General features: G+C 70.2%; 13 protein-coding genes. 3 read left to right on the top strand and 10 right to left on the bottom strand.

The annotated features are described in order from the left end of the window. Positions 1-62: 62 nt before the first annotated feature. The gene (locus LX16_RS03915) at positions 63-950 is read left to right on the top strand and encodes a TIGR01777 family oxidoreductase (RefSeq protein ID WP_147133198.1); all 888 of its coding nucleotides are present in this window, start codon (positions 63-65) and stop codon (positions 948-950) included. On the opposite strand, the gene LX16_RS03910 is transcribed toward LX16_RS03915, so the two are convergent. From LX16_RS03910 to LX16_RS03880, 6 genes are all read right to left on the bottom strand, one after another. Beyond that, positions 925-1935, bottom strand: a complete 1011-nt coding sequence (locus LX16_RS03910) for an LLM class flavin-dependent oxidoreductase (RefSeq protein WP_211354272.1) — start codon at positions 1933-1935, stop codon at positions 925-927. The two genes, LX16_RS03915 and LX16_RS03910, sit on opposite strands and share 26 nt — an antisense overlap. 53 nt (positions 1936-1988) lie before the next feature. Then, the gene (locus LX16_RS03905; RefSeq protein WP_147133196.1) at positions 1989-2381 is read right to left on the bottom strand and encodes an SCO5389 family protein; all 393 of its coding nucleotides are present in this window, start codon (positions 2379-2381) and stop codon (positions 1989-1991) included. 149 nt (positions 2382-2530) lie between these two features. Beyond that, entirely contained in the window at positions 2531-3493 is a 963-nt protein-coding gene (locus LX16_RS03900) for an ATP-binding protein (RefSeq protein ID WP_147133193.1), read from the bottom strand. 188 nt (positions 3494-3681) lie between these two features. Then, positions 3682-7044: an error-prone DNA polymerase gene (locus LX16_RS03895; RefSeq protein WP_425304414.1), complete on the bottom strand. Its 3363-nt coding sequence runs from the start codon at positions 7042-7044 to the stop codon at positions 3682-3684. A 1088-nt stretch (positions 7045-8132) separates the two neighbouring features. Then, entirely contained in the window at positions 8133-8870 is a 738-nt protein-coding gene (locus tag LX16_RS03885) for a hypothetical protein (protein ID WP_147133184.1), read from the bottom strand. Positions 8871-9231: 361 nt separating this feature from the next. Continuing rightward, entirely contained in the window at positions 9232-9681 is a 450-nt protein-coding gene (locus LX16_RS03880) for an SAV_6107 family HEPN domain-containing protein (protein WP_147136986.1), read from the bottom strand. A 324-nt stretch (positions 9682-10005) separates the two neighbouring features. Here LX16_RS03880 and LX16_RS03875 point away from each other — a divergent pair, with 324 nt between their 5' ends. After that, positions 10006-10362 (top strand): SgcJ/EcaC family oxidoreductase, encoded by a 357-nt coding sequence (locus tag LX16_RS03875; RefSeq protein WP_147133181.1) that lies wholly within the window; start codon positions 10006-10008, stop codon positions 10360-10362. Positions 10363-10410: 48 nt separating this feature from the next. Here LX16_RS03875 and LX16_RS03870 read toward each other — a convergent pair whose 3' ends face one another. The 3 genes from LX16_RS03870 to LX16_RS03860 all read right to left on the bottom strand — a co-directional run bounded on the left by LX16_RS03870 (position 10411) and on the right by LX16_RS03860 (position 13421). After that, entirely contained in the window at positions 10411-10962 is a 552-nt protein-coding gene (locus LX16_RS03870; protein WP_147133178.1) for a hypothetical protein, read from the bottom strand. 274 nt (positions 10963-11236) lie between these two features. Next, positions 11237-12748, bottom strand: a complete 1512-nt coding sequence (locus LX16_RS03865; protein WP_244615665.1) for a sensor histidine kinase — start codon at positions 12746-12748, stop codon at positions 11237-11239. Next, positions 12741-13421: a response regulator transcription factor gene (locus LX16_RS03860; protein WP_147133175.1), complete on the bottom strand. Its 681-nt coding sequence runs from the start codon at positions 13419-13421 to the stop codon at positions 12741-12743. The genes LX16_RS03865 and LX16_RS03860 overlap by 8 nt, the downstream gene beginning before the upstream one ends. A gap of 121 nt (positions 13422-13542) precedes the next feature. Between LX16_RS03860 and LX16_RS03855 the strand changes: the two genes are divergently transcribed. Further along, a complete protein-coding gene (locus tag LX16_RS03855; protein ID WP_147133173.1) occupies positions 13543-14268 on the top strand; it encodes a PepSY domain-containing protein in 726 nt (241 codons plus the stop codon). A gap of 91 nt (positions 14269-14359) precedes the next feature. Here the strand turns inward: LX16_RS03855 and metF are convergent, their stop codons facing one another. After that, positions 14360-15283, bottom strand: a complete 924-nt coding sequence (gene metF / locus LX16_RS03850) for a methylenetetrahydrofolate reductase [NAD(P)H] (RefSeq protein ID WP_244615664.1) — start codon at positions 15281-15283, stop codon at positions 14360-14362. Between the last annotated feature and the right edge of the window lie 74 nt (positions 15284-15357).

Here is a 15357-nt window from a genome sequence, read left to right as displayed (position 1 = left end):
ATATAGACTGTGCGCCGTCCGTCGCGAGCGGACATGGAACACGACTGGGACAATCGACGACCATGAAGATCGTCATCGCGGGCGGCTCGGGTCTGCTCGGCCGTCACCTGATCCGTAGGCTGCGCAACCGAGGACATCACGTCGTCCAACTGGTACGCCGACCGAGCGATTCACCCGACGACCGGGAATGGGATCCGTACGGCGGTGAGTCCACGGCGCCGCTGCTGCGCGGCGCCGACGCCGTCGTCAACCTGGGTGGCGCGGGCATCGCCGACCGGCGCTGGAATCCCGCCTACAAGGAGTTGATCACCCGAAGCCGGGTCGTCCCGACCCGGGCGCTGGCCGAGGGGGTCGCCGAGACGGGCGTCCCGTTGCTGGTCAACGCGTCGGCGGTCGGCTGGTACGGCGACACCCGAGACCGGCTCGCCGACGAGACCGACCCGGCCGCCGACGACTACCTGGGACGGAACTGCCGTGAGTGGGAGGCCGCCACCACCCCGGCGGCAAAGGCGGGAGCCCGGGTGATCACGCTGCGCACCGGGCACGTGCTGTCGGCGGATTCGGAGATGATCAAGCGGCTGGTCCCGGTGTTCCGCTACGGACTCGGCGGCCGGTTCGGCTCCGGGCGGCAGTACTTCCCGTGGATATCGCTGCTCGACTGGATCCAGGCCGTGCAGTTCCTCATCGACTCGGAGGTGACCGGTCCGGCGAACCTGGTCGGCCCGACTCCGGCCACCAACGCGGATCTGACCCGGGCCATGGCGGACGCGATGCGCCGGCCCGCCCCGTGGACCGTCCCGCCCTTCGCCTTGAAGCTGGTCATCGGGGAGGCGGCCGTCGAACTGCTCCGCGGCGGGAAGATCGATCCCGCGGTGTTGAACGACGCCGGCTTCCGGTTCCGCCACCGGACCGTCGAGGAGGCGGTCAACTGGGCGGTGGGCTCACGATAGGAAGCAGTTCCGCACCGATCCGGGCGATGTTCTCGGCCACCTCCGCGGTGGAACCCGCTCCCTCGACCATCAACATGACCCGGTCGATGCCGGTGACCTCCCTCGCCTCGGCGAGCCGTGCCGCAGCCGTCTCCACCGTTCCCACCGGGTGGGTGGCGATGAGCCGGTCGACGTACTCGTCCTGCGCGGTGGTGACCCTGGAACCGTCCAGCCTGCGGTAGTCGCCGACTCCGGTCGTGAGCCATTCGGTCATCGGCTCCCGCAGCCGCCGCCGGGCCACGCGGTCGCTGTCGGCCGGGTACGCCAGGTACACGGCGGTGTGGTCGGCGGTGGTGGGGTCGTGTCCGTGCTGTTCGGCGACCCGCCGCCAACGGCGGACGAGGGCCGCCTTCTCCTCGTCGGTGGCGTGCACCCCCAACAGCAGGGGTAGTCCCCGCCTCGCCGCCGGGTCGACGCTCGCCGGCGAGGTCGCCGCGACCCACACGCCGAGCCCGTTCGCGGGGGCGGCGGGCACCCGTACCGGCCGGAAGCGGAAGAACCGGCCCGACGCGCCGACCTCCGTGGCGCCGGAGAGCCATTCGAGCAGCAGGTCGAGGGATTCGGGGAACCCGTGTGCGTACCGATCCCGCCCCGCGCCGAAGACCTCCAGCTCCACCCAGTCGCCGCCACGGGCGACGCCGAGCCGGAACCGGCCGCCGGAGAGGCCGTCCAACATGACCGCCTCCTCCCCCAGCGCCACCGGATGCCGGTGGGACAGCACGCACGCGGCGGTCCCGACCCTCAGACGCTCGGTGGCGGACAGTACGGCCGAGGCCATGACCGTGGCGGAGGGTGCGCCGCCGTATCGGATGAAGTGGTGTTCGGCGAGCCACACACCGCCGAAACCGCATTTCTCGGCGAGTGTGGAGTATTCGAGTATCGCCGCCGGAACACCGGCGGCGGGGGTGTGGACGGCGTCGCCCACCAGGAAGAGGTCGCAGTGCACGGGTGCCTCCGTCGTCCGGGTGGCGGCCCGGGTTCCGGGCCGCCACCGGTGGTTCAGCAGTCGCGCAGTTCGGGCGACTGGTTGCGCAGTTGTCCGACGGGAGAGATGAAGCGACGGTAGCGGTCACCGTCGACGGCGCCGAGGCGGAAGGCCGCGACCCGGTGGCAGTTCTGGAAGGCGAGTTTGACGCCGAAGTGGCGTTCCAGGCCCCCACGGATGGCGTCGGAGGCGAGGGCGCGCAGCAGTTGGCCGCGAGCGGTCTCGTCCGGTGGCGGCGTGACGTTGTCGGCGAAGTCGGCGTCCCCGGCCTTCAGGTCGCCCACTACCCGGCTGATCAGGCTCCACGCGAACGGGAGCGAGGTGCGTACACAGTCGACGAACTCGGCGTCGTCGACCTCGCCGCGTTCGGCCTTCTCCAACAGATCGGCGGAAACATCGAGAGACATGGATATTTCTCCTTTTCGATGGAAGATATGGCGATACTCCCCAATCGGCCGATCGGGCTCTGTCGCCAATCGGACACAACCCGGAACGGGTGCGTCACTTCTCGTGGACATCGACCCGAGGACGGCGGCCCCGGCCCGACCCCACGCCGTCACGAGACCACGACGGACCGCGGCCCCATGACGAAGTCGGAATCGATCTGGTCGGCCAGGTCCGTGCCCGCGCGGTCGTTGCCCCACGCCTCGGCGTTGCGCCGGTGGAAGAGTCTCGCCTGCCGGGTGAACTTGTCCCAGTCCCTGCGACCGTTGTCGACCAGCTCACGCGCCTGGTCGATCAACGCCAGGTTCTCCGGTTCGAGCGCCGTGACCGGTCCCGGCTCGCCGCGCTCGGCGGCCTTGACGTAACCGGAACGGCCACACCAGCCGAACAACGCCGCGCCGACGTGCTCCCGCAGGAACTCGACGTCCTCCGCGTCGTCCACCTTGTTGCCGATCACCGAGATCGCCACGTCGTAGTCGGCGGCGTATCCGGCGTACTGCCGGTACACCCCCACGCTGCGCATGGTGGGCTCACACACCAGGAAGGTCCGGTCGAAGCGCGTGAACAGGCCGGACGCGAACGCCTCCGCGCCGGCGACCATGTCCACGACGACGTACTCCCCCGCGTCGTCCACCAGGTGGTTGAGAATCAGCTCCACGGCACCCACTTTGGAGTGATAGCAGGCGACTCCCAGATCGCCCTCGGCGAAACCGCCCGTCACGGCCAACCGCAGCCCGGCCACCTCGGTCGTCACCCGGGACAGCAGCGGATCGTCCTCCGCCAGGCTCAGCAGACGGGAACCCCGGCCGGGCGGGGTGGTCTTGACCATGGCCTCCGGCGAGGAGATGCGGGGATTGTCGCCCCGCAGGTACTCCTTGATCTCGGGCAGCCGGTCGCCCAACAGCGGCAGGCCGATCGCGACCGACTCCGGAACGCCGAGGGCGGCGGCCAGGTGCTGGTTGATGTCGGCGTCGATGGCGAGCACCCGATGGCCGGTGTCGACGGCACGCCGCGCGAACAACGACGCCATGGTCGTCTTCCCACTCCCGCCCTTGCCGACGAACGCGATCTTCAAGACTGTCTCCTCCACGGTCGTCACCCGCACCGGACCGACCCGGCACGGGCTTAATGAAAATGCATCTCGATTTCATTATGACCGGAGCCGGATGTCAACGGGACACGCCGGATGCCGACTGACCACTTCGACCGGCCGCCTCGGCCGGGCGGGTCACGGCCGGTCCACACGACCCTTCCGGCCGGCGCTCAACGGAAATCGCGCGACGCGGTGGGCCTGATCTGGAGATCCAACGGCTCCAACCGCTCCGCCACCAGGTTGATCACCCCCGGCACCCCCTCCAACCGGCCGCGCACCCGTAGCGCCGTCGCCGTCCGCGCCAGCCGCCGGTATCGCCGCCACAGTCCCTCCGAACATATGACGTTCAACATCCCGGTCTCGTCCTCCAGGTTCAGGAAGGTGACCCCGCGCGCGGTGGACGGTCGTTGCCGATGCGTCACCAACCCGGCCACCCACAGCCGGGTGCCGTGTTCCCGCTCCCACAGCGACTCGATCGACACGACACCGACGGCGCGCAACGACTCCCTGGCGAACTCCACCGGATGCGAGTCCGGCGACAACCGGATCGCCCAGTGGTCGGCGCCCGCCAACTCCACCCGGCTCATCCCCGGCAGCGTCGGCGCCTCACCGCCGATCGCCGTGCCCCGCAACATGTCCGGCCGCTCCCGGGCGGCCACGCCCGCCTGCCACAACGCGGCCCGGCGATCCAGTCCGAACCCGGCGAAGGCGTCCGCGGTGGCCAACGCCTCCAAGTGGGCGGAGGTCAGCCCCGCCCGTCGCGCCAGATCGGCCATGTCGGTGTAGGGCCGTCCCGCGACGATGCGTTCGGCCGTCGCGGTGTTGAGCCCACGTACCTGCGACAGCCCCAACCTGATCTCGGCCGTGGCCAGGACCGGATGCACCGGAGCCTCCGCACAGGGCTCCAGAGTGGCCGCCACCTCGCTCCGGTTGACGTCGGGCCGACGGACCACGACGCCGTGCCGGCGGGCGTCGGCCACCAGGGTGTTCACCGAGTAGAAACCCATCGGCTGCGCGTTGAGCAGGGAGGCGGTGAAGGCCGCCGGATAGTGGCACTTCAGCCACGCGCTGGCGTAGACGATGTAGGCGAAACTCATGGCGTGGCTTTCGGGGAACCCGAAGTCGGCGAACCCCGCCAACTGCTGATAGACCTCGTCGGCCGCCGCACCGGTGATGCCCCGTTCCGCCATCCCCCGGTACAGCCGGTCCTTGAGCCGTTCCATCCGCTCGGCGGAGCGTTTCGACCCCATCGCGCGCCTCAGCTGGTCCGCCCCGGCGGCGTCGAAGCCCGCGGCGTCGATCGCCATCTGCATCAACTGCTCCTGGAACAACGGAACGCCGTAGGTCTTCCCCAGGGCGCGGTACAGCAACGGGTGCACCTTCCGTTTCCACGACTCCGAACCGTGTCTGCGCTTCTCCTCCCGCCGACGCAGATACGGGTGCACCGAACCGCCCTGGATGGGACCGGGCCGGATCAGCGCCACCTCCACCACGAGGTCGTAGAACTCCCGGGGACGCAACCGGGGAAGGGTTCCCATCTGGGCGCGGGACTCCACCTGGAACACCCCGACCGTGTCCGCCGCGCACAACATGTCGTAGACGTCGGTGTCCTCGGGCGGCAGTTTGGCGATGTCCACCGACACGCCGTGGTGCTCGGCGATCATCCGAAGCGCGTACTGCAACGCCGACAGCATCCCCAGCCCCAGCAGGTCGAACTTGACGAGCCCCGCCGCGGCACAGTCGTCCTTGTCCCACTGCAACACGCTGCGACCCCTCGCCCGCGCCCACTCCACCGGGCACACCTCCGCCACCGGCCGGTCGCAGATCACCATGCCGCCGGGGTGCAGTCCCAGATGACGTGGCGTCGTGAGCAGTTCGTCGGCCAGTTCCACCACCTGTGCGGGGATCTCGGTGACCTCGGAGTCGCGGGCGCTCCCCCACCGGTCGAGCTGCCTGCTCCACACCTGCGCCTGACCGTGCGGGTACCCGAGGGCCTTGGCGACGTCGCGCACCGCCGACCTCGGCCGGTAGGAGACGACGTTGGCGACCTGGGCGGCGTTGAGCCTGCCGTACCGGTCGTAGACGTGCTGGATCGCCTCCTCCCGGCGCCCCGACTCGATGTCGAGGTCGATGTCGGGCGGGCCGTCCCGGTCCGGTGACAGGAACCGTTCGAACAGCAGCCCGTACCCCACTGCGTCCACATTGGTGATACCCAGTGCGTAGCAGACCGCCGAGTTCGCCGCCGACCCCCGCCCCTGGCACATGATCCCCCGCTTGCGGCAGAAGTCCACTATGTCGGCCACGATGAGGAAGTAGCCGGCGAACCCCATCTCGTCGATCACGCGCAGCTCCCTGTCCAGCTGCGCGTACGCACCCGGCACCCTCTCCTCACCGGGTGGCCCGTACCTGTCGAGCGCCCCCTCCAGCGTGCGATGCGCCAGGTAGGAGAACTCGTCGTGGATCGGTGGCACCCGGAAGGCCGGAAGCTGCGGGGTGAGCAACGCCAGGTCGAAGGCGCACTCCGCCGCGAACTCGGCCGCCCTGGCGACCGCGTCCGGGTACGGGGCGAACCGCGCCGCCATCTCCTCGGGACTTCGCAGATGGGCCGTGGCCGCGGCGGGCAGCCAGCCGTCCAACTCGTCCAGGGTCCGGCGCGCCCGGGTGGCCGACAACACGTGTGCCAACCGCTGCCGCGCCGGAGTCGCGTAATGCACGTTGTTGGTGGCGACGGTGGGAACCCGGTAGCGGCGTGCCAGCTCCGCCAACGCGTCGATGCGGTCGTCGTCTCCGGGCACGTCGTGGTGGATGAGTTCGACCGCCAGGTTCCGCCGCCCGAACAGGTCGAGCAGCCGCTCCAGCTCGGCGGCGGCGGCGTCCACGCCACCCGACTCCAGGGCCGCGGGGACCAGGCCGTGCCGGCAACCGGTCAACACCAGCCAGTGCCCACCGGCCAACTCGGCCAGCCGCTCCAACTGGTAGACCGGCTTCCCCTTACGCCCGTTGAGCTGAGCCTGCGTCATCGCCCGCGACAACCGGCGGTACCCGACCGGATTGCGGGCCAACACCACGAGATGGTCACCGCCCGGATCGGGTGTCCCGGTGCGTTCGGCCGCGAGATTCAGGTTCAACTCGGCACCGAACACCGTCGGCATGCCGACCTCACCCGCCGCCTCCGCGAACTGCGCGACACCGTAGTAGCCGTCGTGGTCGGTGATCGCCAGCCCGGAGAGCCCCAGCCGGGCGGCCTCGGCAACCAGGCGGCGCGGCGAGTCCGCCCCGTCTGCGAAACTGAAGTGCGAGTGGCAGTGCAGTTCGGCGTACTCAGTCATAGCTGCCCTCCAGGTACCAGCGGCCGTTCTCGACGAACAACAGCACGGCGCGGTCGTCGACCAGCCGGACCTGGATCCGGGCGTAACGGCGCGCGTCGTCCCGCCACCACCGTTCCGACACCGGCCAGGGGCCGGCCCACTCGGCCACCCCCACCGGAGGGTTCCGTCCCCATTGCACGGTCGCGGGAGGCGCGGACACCAGATACCGGCCGGTGACCTCGACCGGATCACCGGCCGCGTCCCGCACCGACACCGGGGCGGGCGGTTCGCTCCACAGTGTCGGTCCCGGCCCCGGAAGCGCGCCGGGCCAGGGACGACCGTGCCGGGCGCCGGGTTCGCGCGGCTCACCCCACGGCACCAGGGTGAACCGTTCGGCGGCGGCCCGTCCACCGTCGGGAACCGCGGTCACCACCCCTTCGGCTCCCAGCAGTCCCTGTACCCGTACCAGTGCCCGGGCGGCACGCGCCTCCGCCGAACCGTCCCCGCCCCACAACCCCGGCTGGGCCTCACCCTGCGGCAACAGGCCGTCCGGTGCCAGGCTCAACCGGACGATCCCGGTGCCGTCGGTCAACCCGCCGGTGAGCCAGCCGTCCAACTGCCACCTCACCCGGTCCGCGACACCGTCGGCGGTGAGCGCCCCGTCGTGCCGCCACACCCGGGAGACCTCCGCGCCACCACCGGTCGTGGCGGACACGAGGAGGCGGGAACAGGCCAGGCCGTGGGCGGCCAGCAACCGGTGCGACTGCACTGCCAGGGCACGGGCGGTGAAGGCGGCCACGTCCACCCTCTCCAGTGGCGGATCGCAGTCGACCGTCACGGTGAGGTCCGGTGGTGCCGTACGGGGTACCGGTGGCCGGGGGTCCTCCCCGGCCGCCAGTCGCCGGGCGAATGCGGCGTCCGCGCCGAACCTGTCGGCCACCGAGGCGGCGGGCAACGCGGCGAAGGCCCCCAACGTGTGGATTCCGAGCCTGCGCAACACCGAGGTGAGTTCCGGACGCCCCAGAGCCGACACGTCCAGGTCGCGGAGATAGTCGGAGGTGCCGCCCTCGGGCACCACGGTGCCGCGATGGGCGGCCAGGTAGGCGGCGAACAGACTGTCGGCCACACCGACCCCGCATTCGACGCCGCACGACTCCGCGACCTCGTCGATCACCCGCTCCGCCACCGCCTGCTCACCGCCGTGATAGGCCGCCGGGCCTCCGGCCGCGAAGGCCAGCAGGCCGGGTCGAAGGATCTCCACCCCGGCGGCGTGCGCCTCCACGGCGACCACCACCGGTTCGAACGGTTCGGTCTCATCCCAGTCGGGACACCGTACGACCATGACCCGCACCCGGGTCTCCTCCCTTGACGTCGCGTCGGTTGAACAGTGAGATCACCGGGGCCGTCCGCTCGGCCGCCGCCGGGCGGCCGTACGGCCACACCGTGGCCTCTCTCCGTCTGCCGTGGACGGTCGCGGCCACCGTCAGTCGACAGTGGCGCAACAGTCCTCTTCCCGTGTCGAGGCCGTACCATCTCGCCCCGATCACGTCGAGCCGGGCGTCGGCGTCGGGCCAGTCCGTCGCCGCCGGCCCGAACGGGACGAGCACCCCACCGCGGTTACGTGCCTTGCCCGCCAACCGCGCCGCGGTCCTGCGACTCACCGGTCTACCGGTGCGCACGGCCACCACGTCCAGGCCCTCCAACAGCGCTCCGGTGACCTGGTCGTCACGATCTCCGGGATCGGGGACGAGGGCCAGACGGGACAGGGCGACACCGACGTGCGCGGCGGCGTGCGGCGACACCTCGCGGGCTCCCACCAGGGCGCACCAGGCACCGGCCTGTGACGCCTCGGTCAGCAACGCCAAGACGACCGAGGTCAATCCGGCCGGTGCCCGGCTGGTCACGCCGATGATGGTTCCGGGCCGCAGCCGAGGCCACGGCAGGAGATCCGCCAGATCCCGGTGGACGGGAAGCCCCGGCGGCCCCGCGAGTTCGCTGGCGGGCCGCAACATGGCCGCCACGGGCGACCGCAGCACTGACGAGCCGGCCATCCGGGCTTCTCACCTGTCCCCTTCATCGAAACGGGGGACGGACGGCCCGGGTGGCCGGTCGTGCCGGCCGGGCGCGTTCCGTACACCGGCCCGGTACCCGTTCGACGTCGTGGTTCCAGGATCGAGCGGTGTCACCGGACGACGGTTCTTCTCCCGTGAACCCGTGCGGTACGGCGGGAGGGCGGTTCAATGGCAGGTACCGCGCCTCCCGCCGTCGTCCACCGCGAGGGCGCGAACGGGCCGGCGGTTGCCTCACCGGGTGTCGGCAGGTCACCCGGTGTCACCGGCGCCGTCGCGTCGGCCGTCGTGGTGGTGTGTGGCGGAGAAGGGGGCAGGAGGCCCGATCACCGCCGGTGGGTCGTCATCGCAGGCCGATCAGCTCGGTCACCACGGTCACGAAATGGTCTGCGTCTCTGAGCAGGTCGTCCGCCTCGCGGGCGGTGACCACCTGGGGCACACCGGATTGAGCGACGGTGCGCTTCCGGGCGGTGACGGCGAAGAACTCCGCCCACTCCCGCAGTTCCGGGGCCACCCGTACCAGCAGGCCCCACACGTTGGTCACCTGGTTTCGCTGCCCGGTGACCGGGCGCGCCCGGATCGCCAGGACCGCGGCGGCGGCGCGCAGCGCCGCGAGATGGGCGGCCGCGTAACGCTGGCCGTCGCGAGCCTCCTCGGCGGCTTCGGCCAGACCCTGTCTGGCCATGATGAGCAGTTCCAACGGTGAGCGGTTGGGCATGCTCTGCGCCGGGATGGCCGGCAGTTCCTCCTCGGAGGATCTCTGGCGTAGCGGCGGAGCCGCCTCCGCGGTCATGGTCGCCAACATTTCTTCCCCTCTGCGGCGATGTGATGGTTTCCGATCGAAGCCGTCGCCCGTCCGGGGTCGGTGGGAAGACGGACGACGGCTCGTCACGGGTGTTCGAACAAATGATCTTACGAACGTCCGTTCGAACACCTCGATAGTAAACCCCGCCGCCCGGCGGTCCGCAAGTGGATCTCGGATATTTGTTCGAATGATCGACGAATTCCCAGGTCACGACGCCGTTCGAACCCGGCACGGCGTGTCGTCGCCCGAACTGAGAGCAACGCCACGACGCGACGGAGGCACCGAGGAAACTAATCGGTGTAGTTTACTTCCATGCATGACGAGACCGAACGCGTCAAGGCCGTCACCGAGGTGGTCGCGGCCGTGGAACGCAGCCAGCGCAACGAATCCCCCGAGGAGTTCATCCGCCTGTTCCGCGAGGACGCGGTATGGACCACCGCCCACGGCAGGCGGCTGTACGGCCGCGACGCCATCGCCGAGTTCACCCGGCGGGTACTCCCCGGAGCGATGGGCGACACCACCGTCAGCTACCGCGTCGAGGACGTCCGGTTCATCCGGCCGGACGTGGCCGCGGTGAAGGTGATCGCCCAGTACTACGACGCGGAGGGCGCGGAACTGGGCGCTCCGAACAGCCCCCTGTACGTCATGTCCGAAGAGGACGGCAGGTGACTGCTGACGGCGTGCCAGAACACCGGGGTGCAAGACACCTGAACCCCGTCACCGGCCCCGCAGCGCCGCCGACACGACGATCATCAACTGCACCAACCCGAGCACGCCCAGCAGCAGCCAGGCGATCGCGGCGATGGTGGCCACACCGGTCACCATCCCCGGGGCGATGGCGGTACCGGTCACCGACACCACCGCCGCCACGCCGTACCCGGCCAGCGCGGACCAGAGGCGGGAGGACCGCTCCCCCAGCGTCGAGAGCGCGACCTCCCGGAGTCCCGCGATCTGCCCCCTGGCGCGAAGGTACTCGTGCAGAATCGTCACCGCGCCGGCTCCGATGAGGACACCGGTGGGCACCCCCAGACGATGGAAGCCGTACAGCCACGCCACCTCCACCAGTCTCGCCGACAACGGGACGAACACCAGCACACGGCGGGTGGGATCCCCGAAGCGCCGGGCGACCGAGGGATACCACCGATCGCAGGCGACGACGACGGCGACCGACACCGCGGCCGGGACGAGCCAGAGGCCGCCGGCCTGCGCGATGAACGGCGTGATCACACCGGCGACCAGGCCGACCACGGTCACCGACGTCGGAGTCACCGGCGACCGGCTCCGCGACCGGCCGGGTGTACGGGTACCGGAGGATTGTCCACTCACCACACATGCTTACCAAAACCGCCGCCGTGAATCCAGCCTCGTCCACCATCGGTGGCCGCTCCCGGCGCCCACGGCACGAAGCGGCGGACCATTCCGCAACACACGACAGACCGATGTGGACAGTCCATGGCGCACCACAGTGGGCTTTCCGTCGAGGCGTCGACACGGTGTCCGTCACAGGGCGGACACCGCGATACCGCCGACAAGCCCCGGGCGCTCAACCCGAGGGGCGTGAGGGGTCGGTGTCGGGCGGGGTCGTGGGGAGCCGGACGGTGAACTCGGCACCGCCCTGCGGCGCCCGCCCCAGCGTGATCCGGCCGTGGTGTCCGGCCACCACGTCCTTCACGATCGCCAATCCGAGACCGGCGCCGCCCTCGTCACGGCTACGGGACTCGTCGAGCCGCACGAACCTGTCGAACACCCGGTCCCGGTCGGAGTCGGGGATACCGGGACCGTCGTCGGCGACGCGGAGCACGGCGTACCCGCGCTCCCCGGCCAGACCCACCCACACGGCGGTGGCGGAGTGGTGCTGGGCGTTGTCCACCAGGTTCGCCAACAGCCGGACCACGTGGTTGCGGACCCCGGGAACCGTCACGTCGTCGGCGACGTCCAGCCGGACCGGCAACCTGTCCGTCGCCGCGCGCCGGGCGATCTCCTCCCGGACCAGATCCGACAGGTCGATCGTCCCGCCGAGCGGCTTCTCGCCGGCGTCGAGCCGCGCCAACAGCAGCAGGTCGGTGGCGAGACTCTGCAACCGCACCACGTCGCCCAGGGTGGCGGGCAGGTCCAACAGCTCCGGATGTGACGCCGCCACCTCCAACTGCGCCCGCAGGATAGCCAACGGACTACGCAGCTCGTGTGAGGCGTCGGCGATGAAACGGCGCTGCTGCGACACCGCGGCGTCCAGCGCCGCCAGCGTGGCGTTCGTGGTGACCGCCAGATCGTGGATCTCGTCGCGGGCCGACGGCACCGGGACCCGCCGGGACAGGTCCCCGGCGGTGATCTCGGCGAGTTCGGCGCGGATCGCCGCGACGGGCCTGAGTGCCCTTCCGGTGACCAGCCAGGTGACCATGGCCACCACCAGCAGGACGGCGGGCAGGCCGAGCCACATCGAGGTGACCACCCCGTCGACGGTCTCCTGCTGCGCGGCCAGCGAGGCGGCGGAGTACACGACCATCCGCTCCCCCGACGGACTGGTCGCCGTGAGTGTCGCCACCAGGTACTCGTCCGCCAGACCCTCGACGGTCACGGTCTCGAACGCCACTCCGCCGCCGACCTTGCCCTGGTCGACGGGCGGCGGCGGGGTGTCGTCGTCGAAGTCGTCGTCGTCATCATCGTCATCGTCGTCGTCATCGGTGGACGGGGTGTCCGACGGAGAGGGGGACGGGGACGGTTCCACGTCCTCCGGCGGCGGCAGCAGCGACGGCCGCCCGGCCAGTGACGGACTGGCCGAGAGCACCTCACCGTCCGCGGCGACCACCTGGATCAACTCCTCCGGGTCGTCGACCGGCAGTTCCAGGACAGCCGTCGACGTGCCGGCCGCCAACTGCCCGGCGACGCTGCGGGCGTTCATCTCGGCGGTGAGCTCCTCACGGTGGAAGAGGTTGTCGCGTAGCAACGAGACCACGAACGCACCCACCGCGACCAGCGCCAGCGCCACCACGAAGGTGGCGGCCATGGTGGTGCGCGCCCTGACGGAACCGATCCGCCACCCGCCCCGGTCAGCCACCGTCGGCCGCCAACCGGTAGCCCGCACCGCGCAGCGTGGTGATCGCCGATCGCCGGAACGGCGCGTCGAGCTTGCGGCGCAGGTTGCTGATGTACACCTCGACGATGTTGACGTCTCCGTCGTAGGCGAAATCCCACACGTTCTCCAGGATCTCGGTCTTGGAGACCACCTCTCCGGCCCGGCTCGCGAGGAACGCGAGCACCGCGAACTCCTTGGCGGTGACCGGGATGTCGACTCCGCCACGGGAACAGCGGCGGGTGCCGGGATCCACGGTCAGGTCGCCGAACCGCCACACCGGAGGCGCCATGCCGCCACCGCGACGGCGCAGCAGCGCGCGGATCCTCGCCTGAAGCACCAGGAACGAGAACGGCTTGGTCAGGTAGTCGTCGGCCCCGATGTCGAGCCCCTCCGCCTCGTCGTACTCGCCGTCCATCGCCGTGAGCATCAGGACCGGCGTCTCGTCGCCCTCCTTGCGCAGCGCCTCGCACACCTGGTAGCCGTTCATCCTGGGCAGCATGATGTCGAGGATGATCACGCTGTACGTACCCGCACGCGCCATGGCGAGGCCCTCCTCGCCGTCGTGGGCGACGTCGACCGCGTACCCCTCGGCGGTGAGACCGGATGCCACGACCTTGGCCAGGCGTTTCTCGTCCTCCACGATCAGCAACCGCATGTCAACCAGACTGACACACCCTCGTCCGAGCAACCTGAAGCCGACTTCAGGTGACTTAAGGCTGGGTTCAGGAACGGTGCGGCATGGTGAATCCGTCAGCCCGAATCGAAAGGACGAACCCATGAAGAAGTCCCTCCTCACCAGTCGGCGGACCTGGATCATCGCGGGAACCGCCGGTGCCCTGCTCCTGGGCAGCGCGGCGGTCGCCACCGCCTCGTTCTCCGGTGACGACTCCGCCGAGACCTCGGACACCGACACCCGGCTCGACGACGACGGTGACGACCGTGACGACGACGGTGGTGACGACGACGGCACCACCGCGACGGCCACCGAGGTCTCGGCGACCACCGCGGCGCAGACGGCTCTCGCCGAGGCCCCCGACGCCGTGGTGATCTCGGTGGAGCTGGACGACGACTCGCCGGAGTGGGAGGTCGACCTGGTCGGCCCCGACACCGAACACGAGATCACCGTCGACGCCGTCACCGGTGAGGTGCGAAGCCACGAACGTGACGACGACGCCGACGACGACGGCCGGGACGACGCGGCCACGGCTTCGGCCGCGACCGTGACCGTGGACCAGGCCGCCCAGACGGCGTTGGCCAAGGTGCCGGGTGTGGTCGTCGACATGGAACTGGACGGCGACGACAACGCCCCGGTCTGGGAGGTCGAGGTCGCGGCCGAGGACGGCACCTGGAAGTACGTCGAGATCAACGCGCTCGACGGTTCCGTCATCAGCGTCAACGACGACTACGGCACCGATGACGACGACGACCGGGATGACGACGACGATGACGATGACGATGACGACCACGGTGACGACAACGACGACGACGGTGACGACGACTGACCGGTGTTGACGGTGGGGCGCTGCCACGCCCCACCGTTCGACCGGAGCGAACCGGAACCGGTTGGCCGGGCCGCCTGAGCAGGCGGGCCGGTCAACCGGACATTCTCGCAGGTACGCGCAGATTCCGCCACACCTCGCGGGTGGCGGTGGACTTGTTCAGCGTGATGAAGTGGATGCCGGGTGCGCCCTCGGCCAGCAGTTTCTCACTCAAGGTGGTGGCCACCTCCACGCCGATGGCGCGGATGGCCACCGGATCGTCGGCCACCGCGTGCAACCGTTCCGCCAGGGCGGCGGGGAAGACCGCGCCCGACAGTTTCGCGAATGTCTCGATCTGCTTGACGCTGGTGACCGGCATGACGCCCGGGATCACGGGCGTGTCGAGGCCCGCGGCGGCGGTGGCGTCCCGCAGCCTCACCCAGTCCCGCCAGTCGAAGAAGAACTGCGTGATGGCGAAATCGGCCCCGGCGCGGCACTTGTCGATGAAGTGACGAGTGCAGGTCTCCCAGTCGGGGCTGCGGGGATGCTTCTCCGGGAACGCCGCGACGCCGACGCAGAAGTCGCCGGATGACTTGATCAACTCCACCAGCTCGTAGGCGTGGTTCACGCCGTCGGGGTGGGCGACCCAGTCGGCCTGCGGGTCCCCGGGAGGATCGCCGCGCAGCGCGAGGATGTTACGGACGCCACCGGAGGCGAAGTGACCGATCAGATTGCGCAGTTCCGACACCGAGTGGTCCACGGCGGTACAGTGCGCCATCGGCAACAGGGTCGTCTCGGTGGCGATCCGGTCCGTGGTCTCGACCGTCATGCTGCGGTTGGACCCGCCGGCACCGTAGGTCACCGACACGAACGAGGGCTGCAACGACTCCAGTTCCCGGATCGCGGTCCAGAGCACCTGCTCGGCCTTGGCGCTCTTGGGCGGGAAGAACTCGAAGGAGAACACCGGTTCACCGGTGCGCAGCAGCTCTATGATGGCCGGCGCTCCGCCGGGCATCGTCGATTCGGTACCAAGGGTCACAGTCCTCAGCCTATCCGGACGTGTCCGCCGTCGACCCGCTCACGTTGCCCGAACCCAGCAGGTGGGACGAGCGG

It is taken from the genome of Stackebrandtia albiflava (assembly GCF_007994225.1).
GTDB lineage: Bacteria > Actinomycetota > Actinomycetes > Mycobacteriales > Micromonosporaceae > Stackebrandtia > Stackebrandtia albiflava.
The sequence above is the reverse complement of the archived record's forward strand: the minus strand, read 5'-3'. Positions and strand labels throughout refer to the sequence as shown.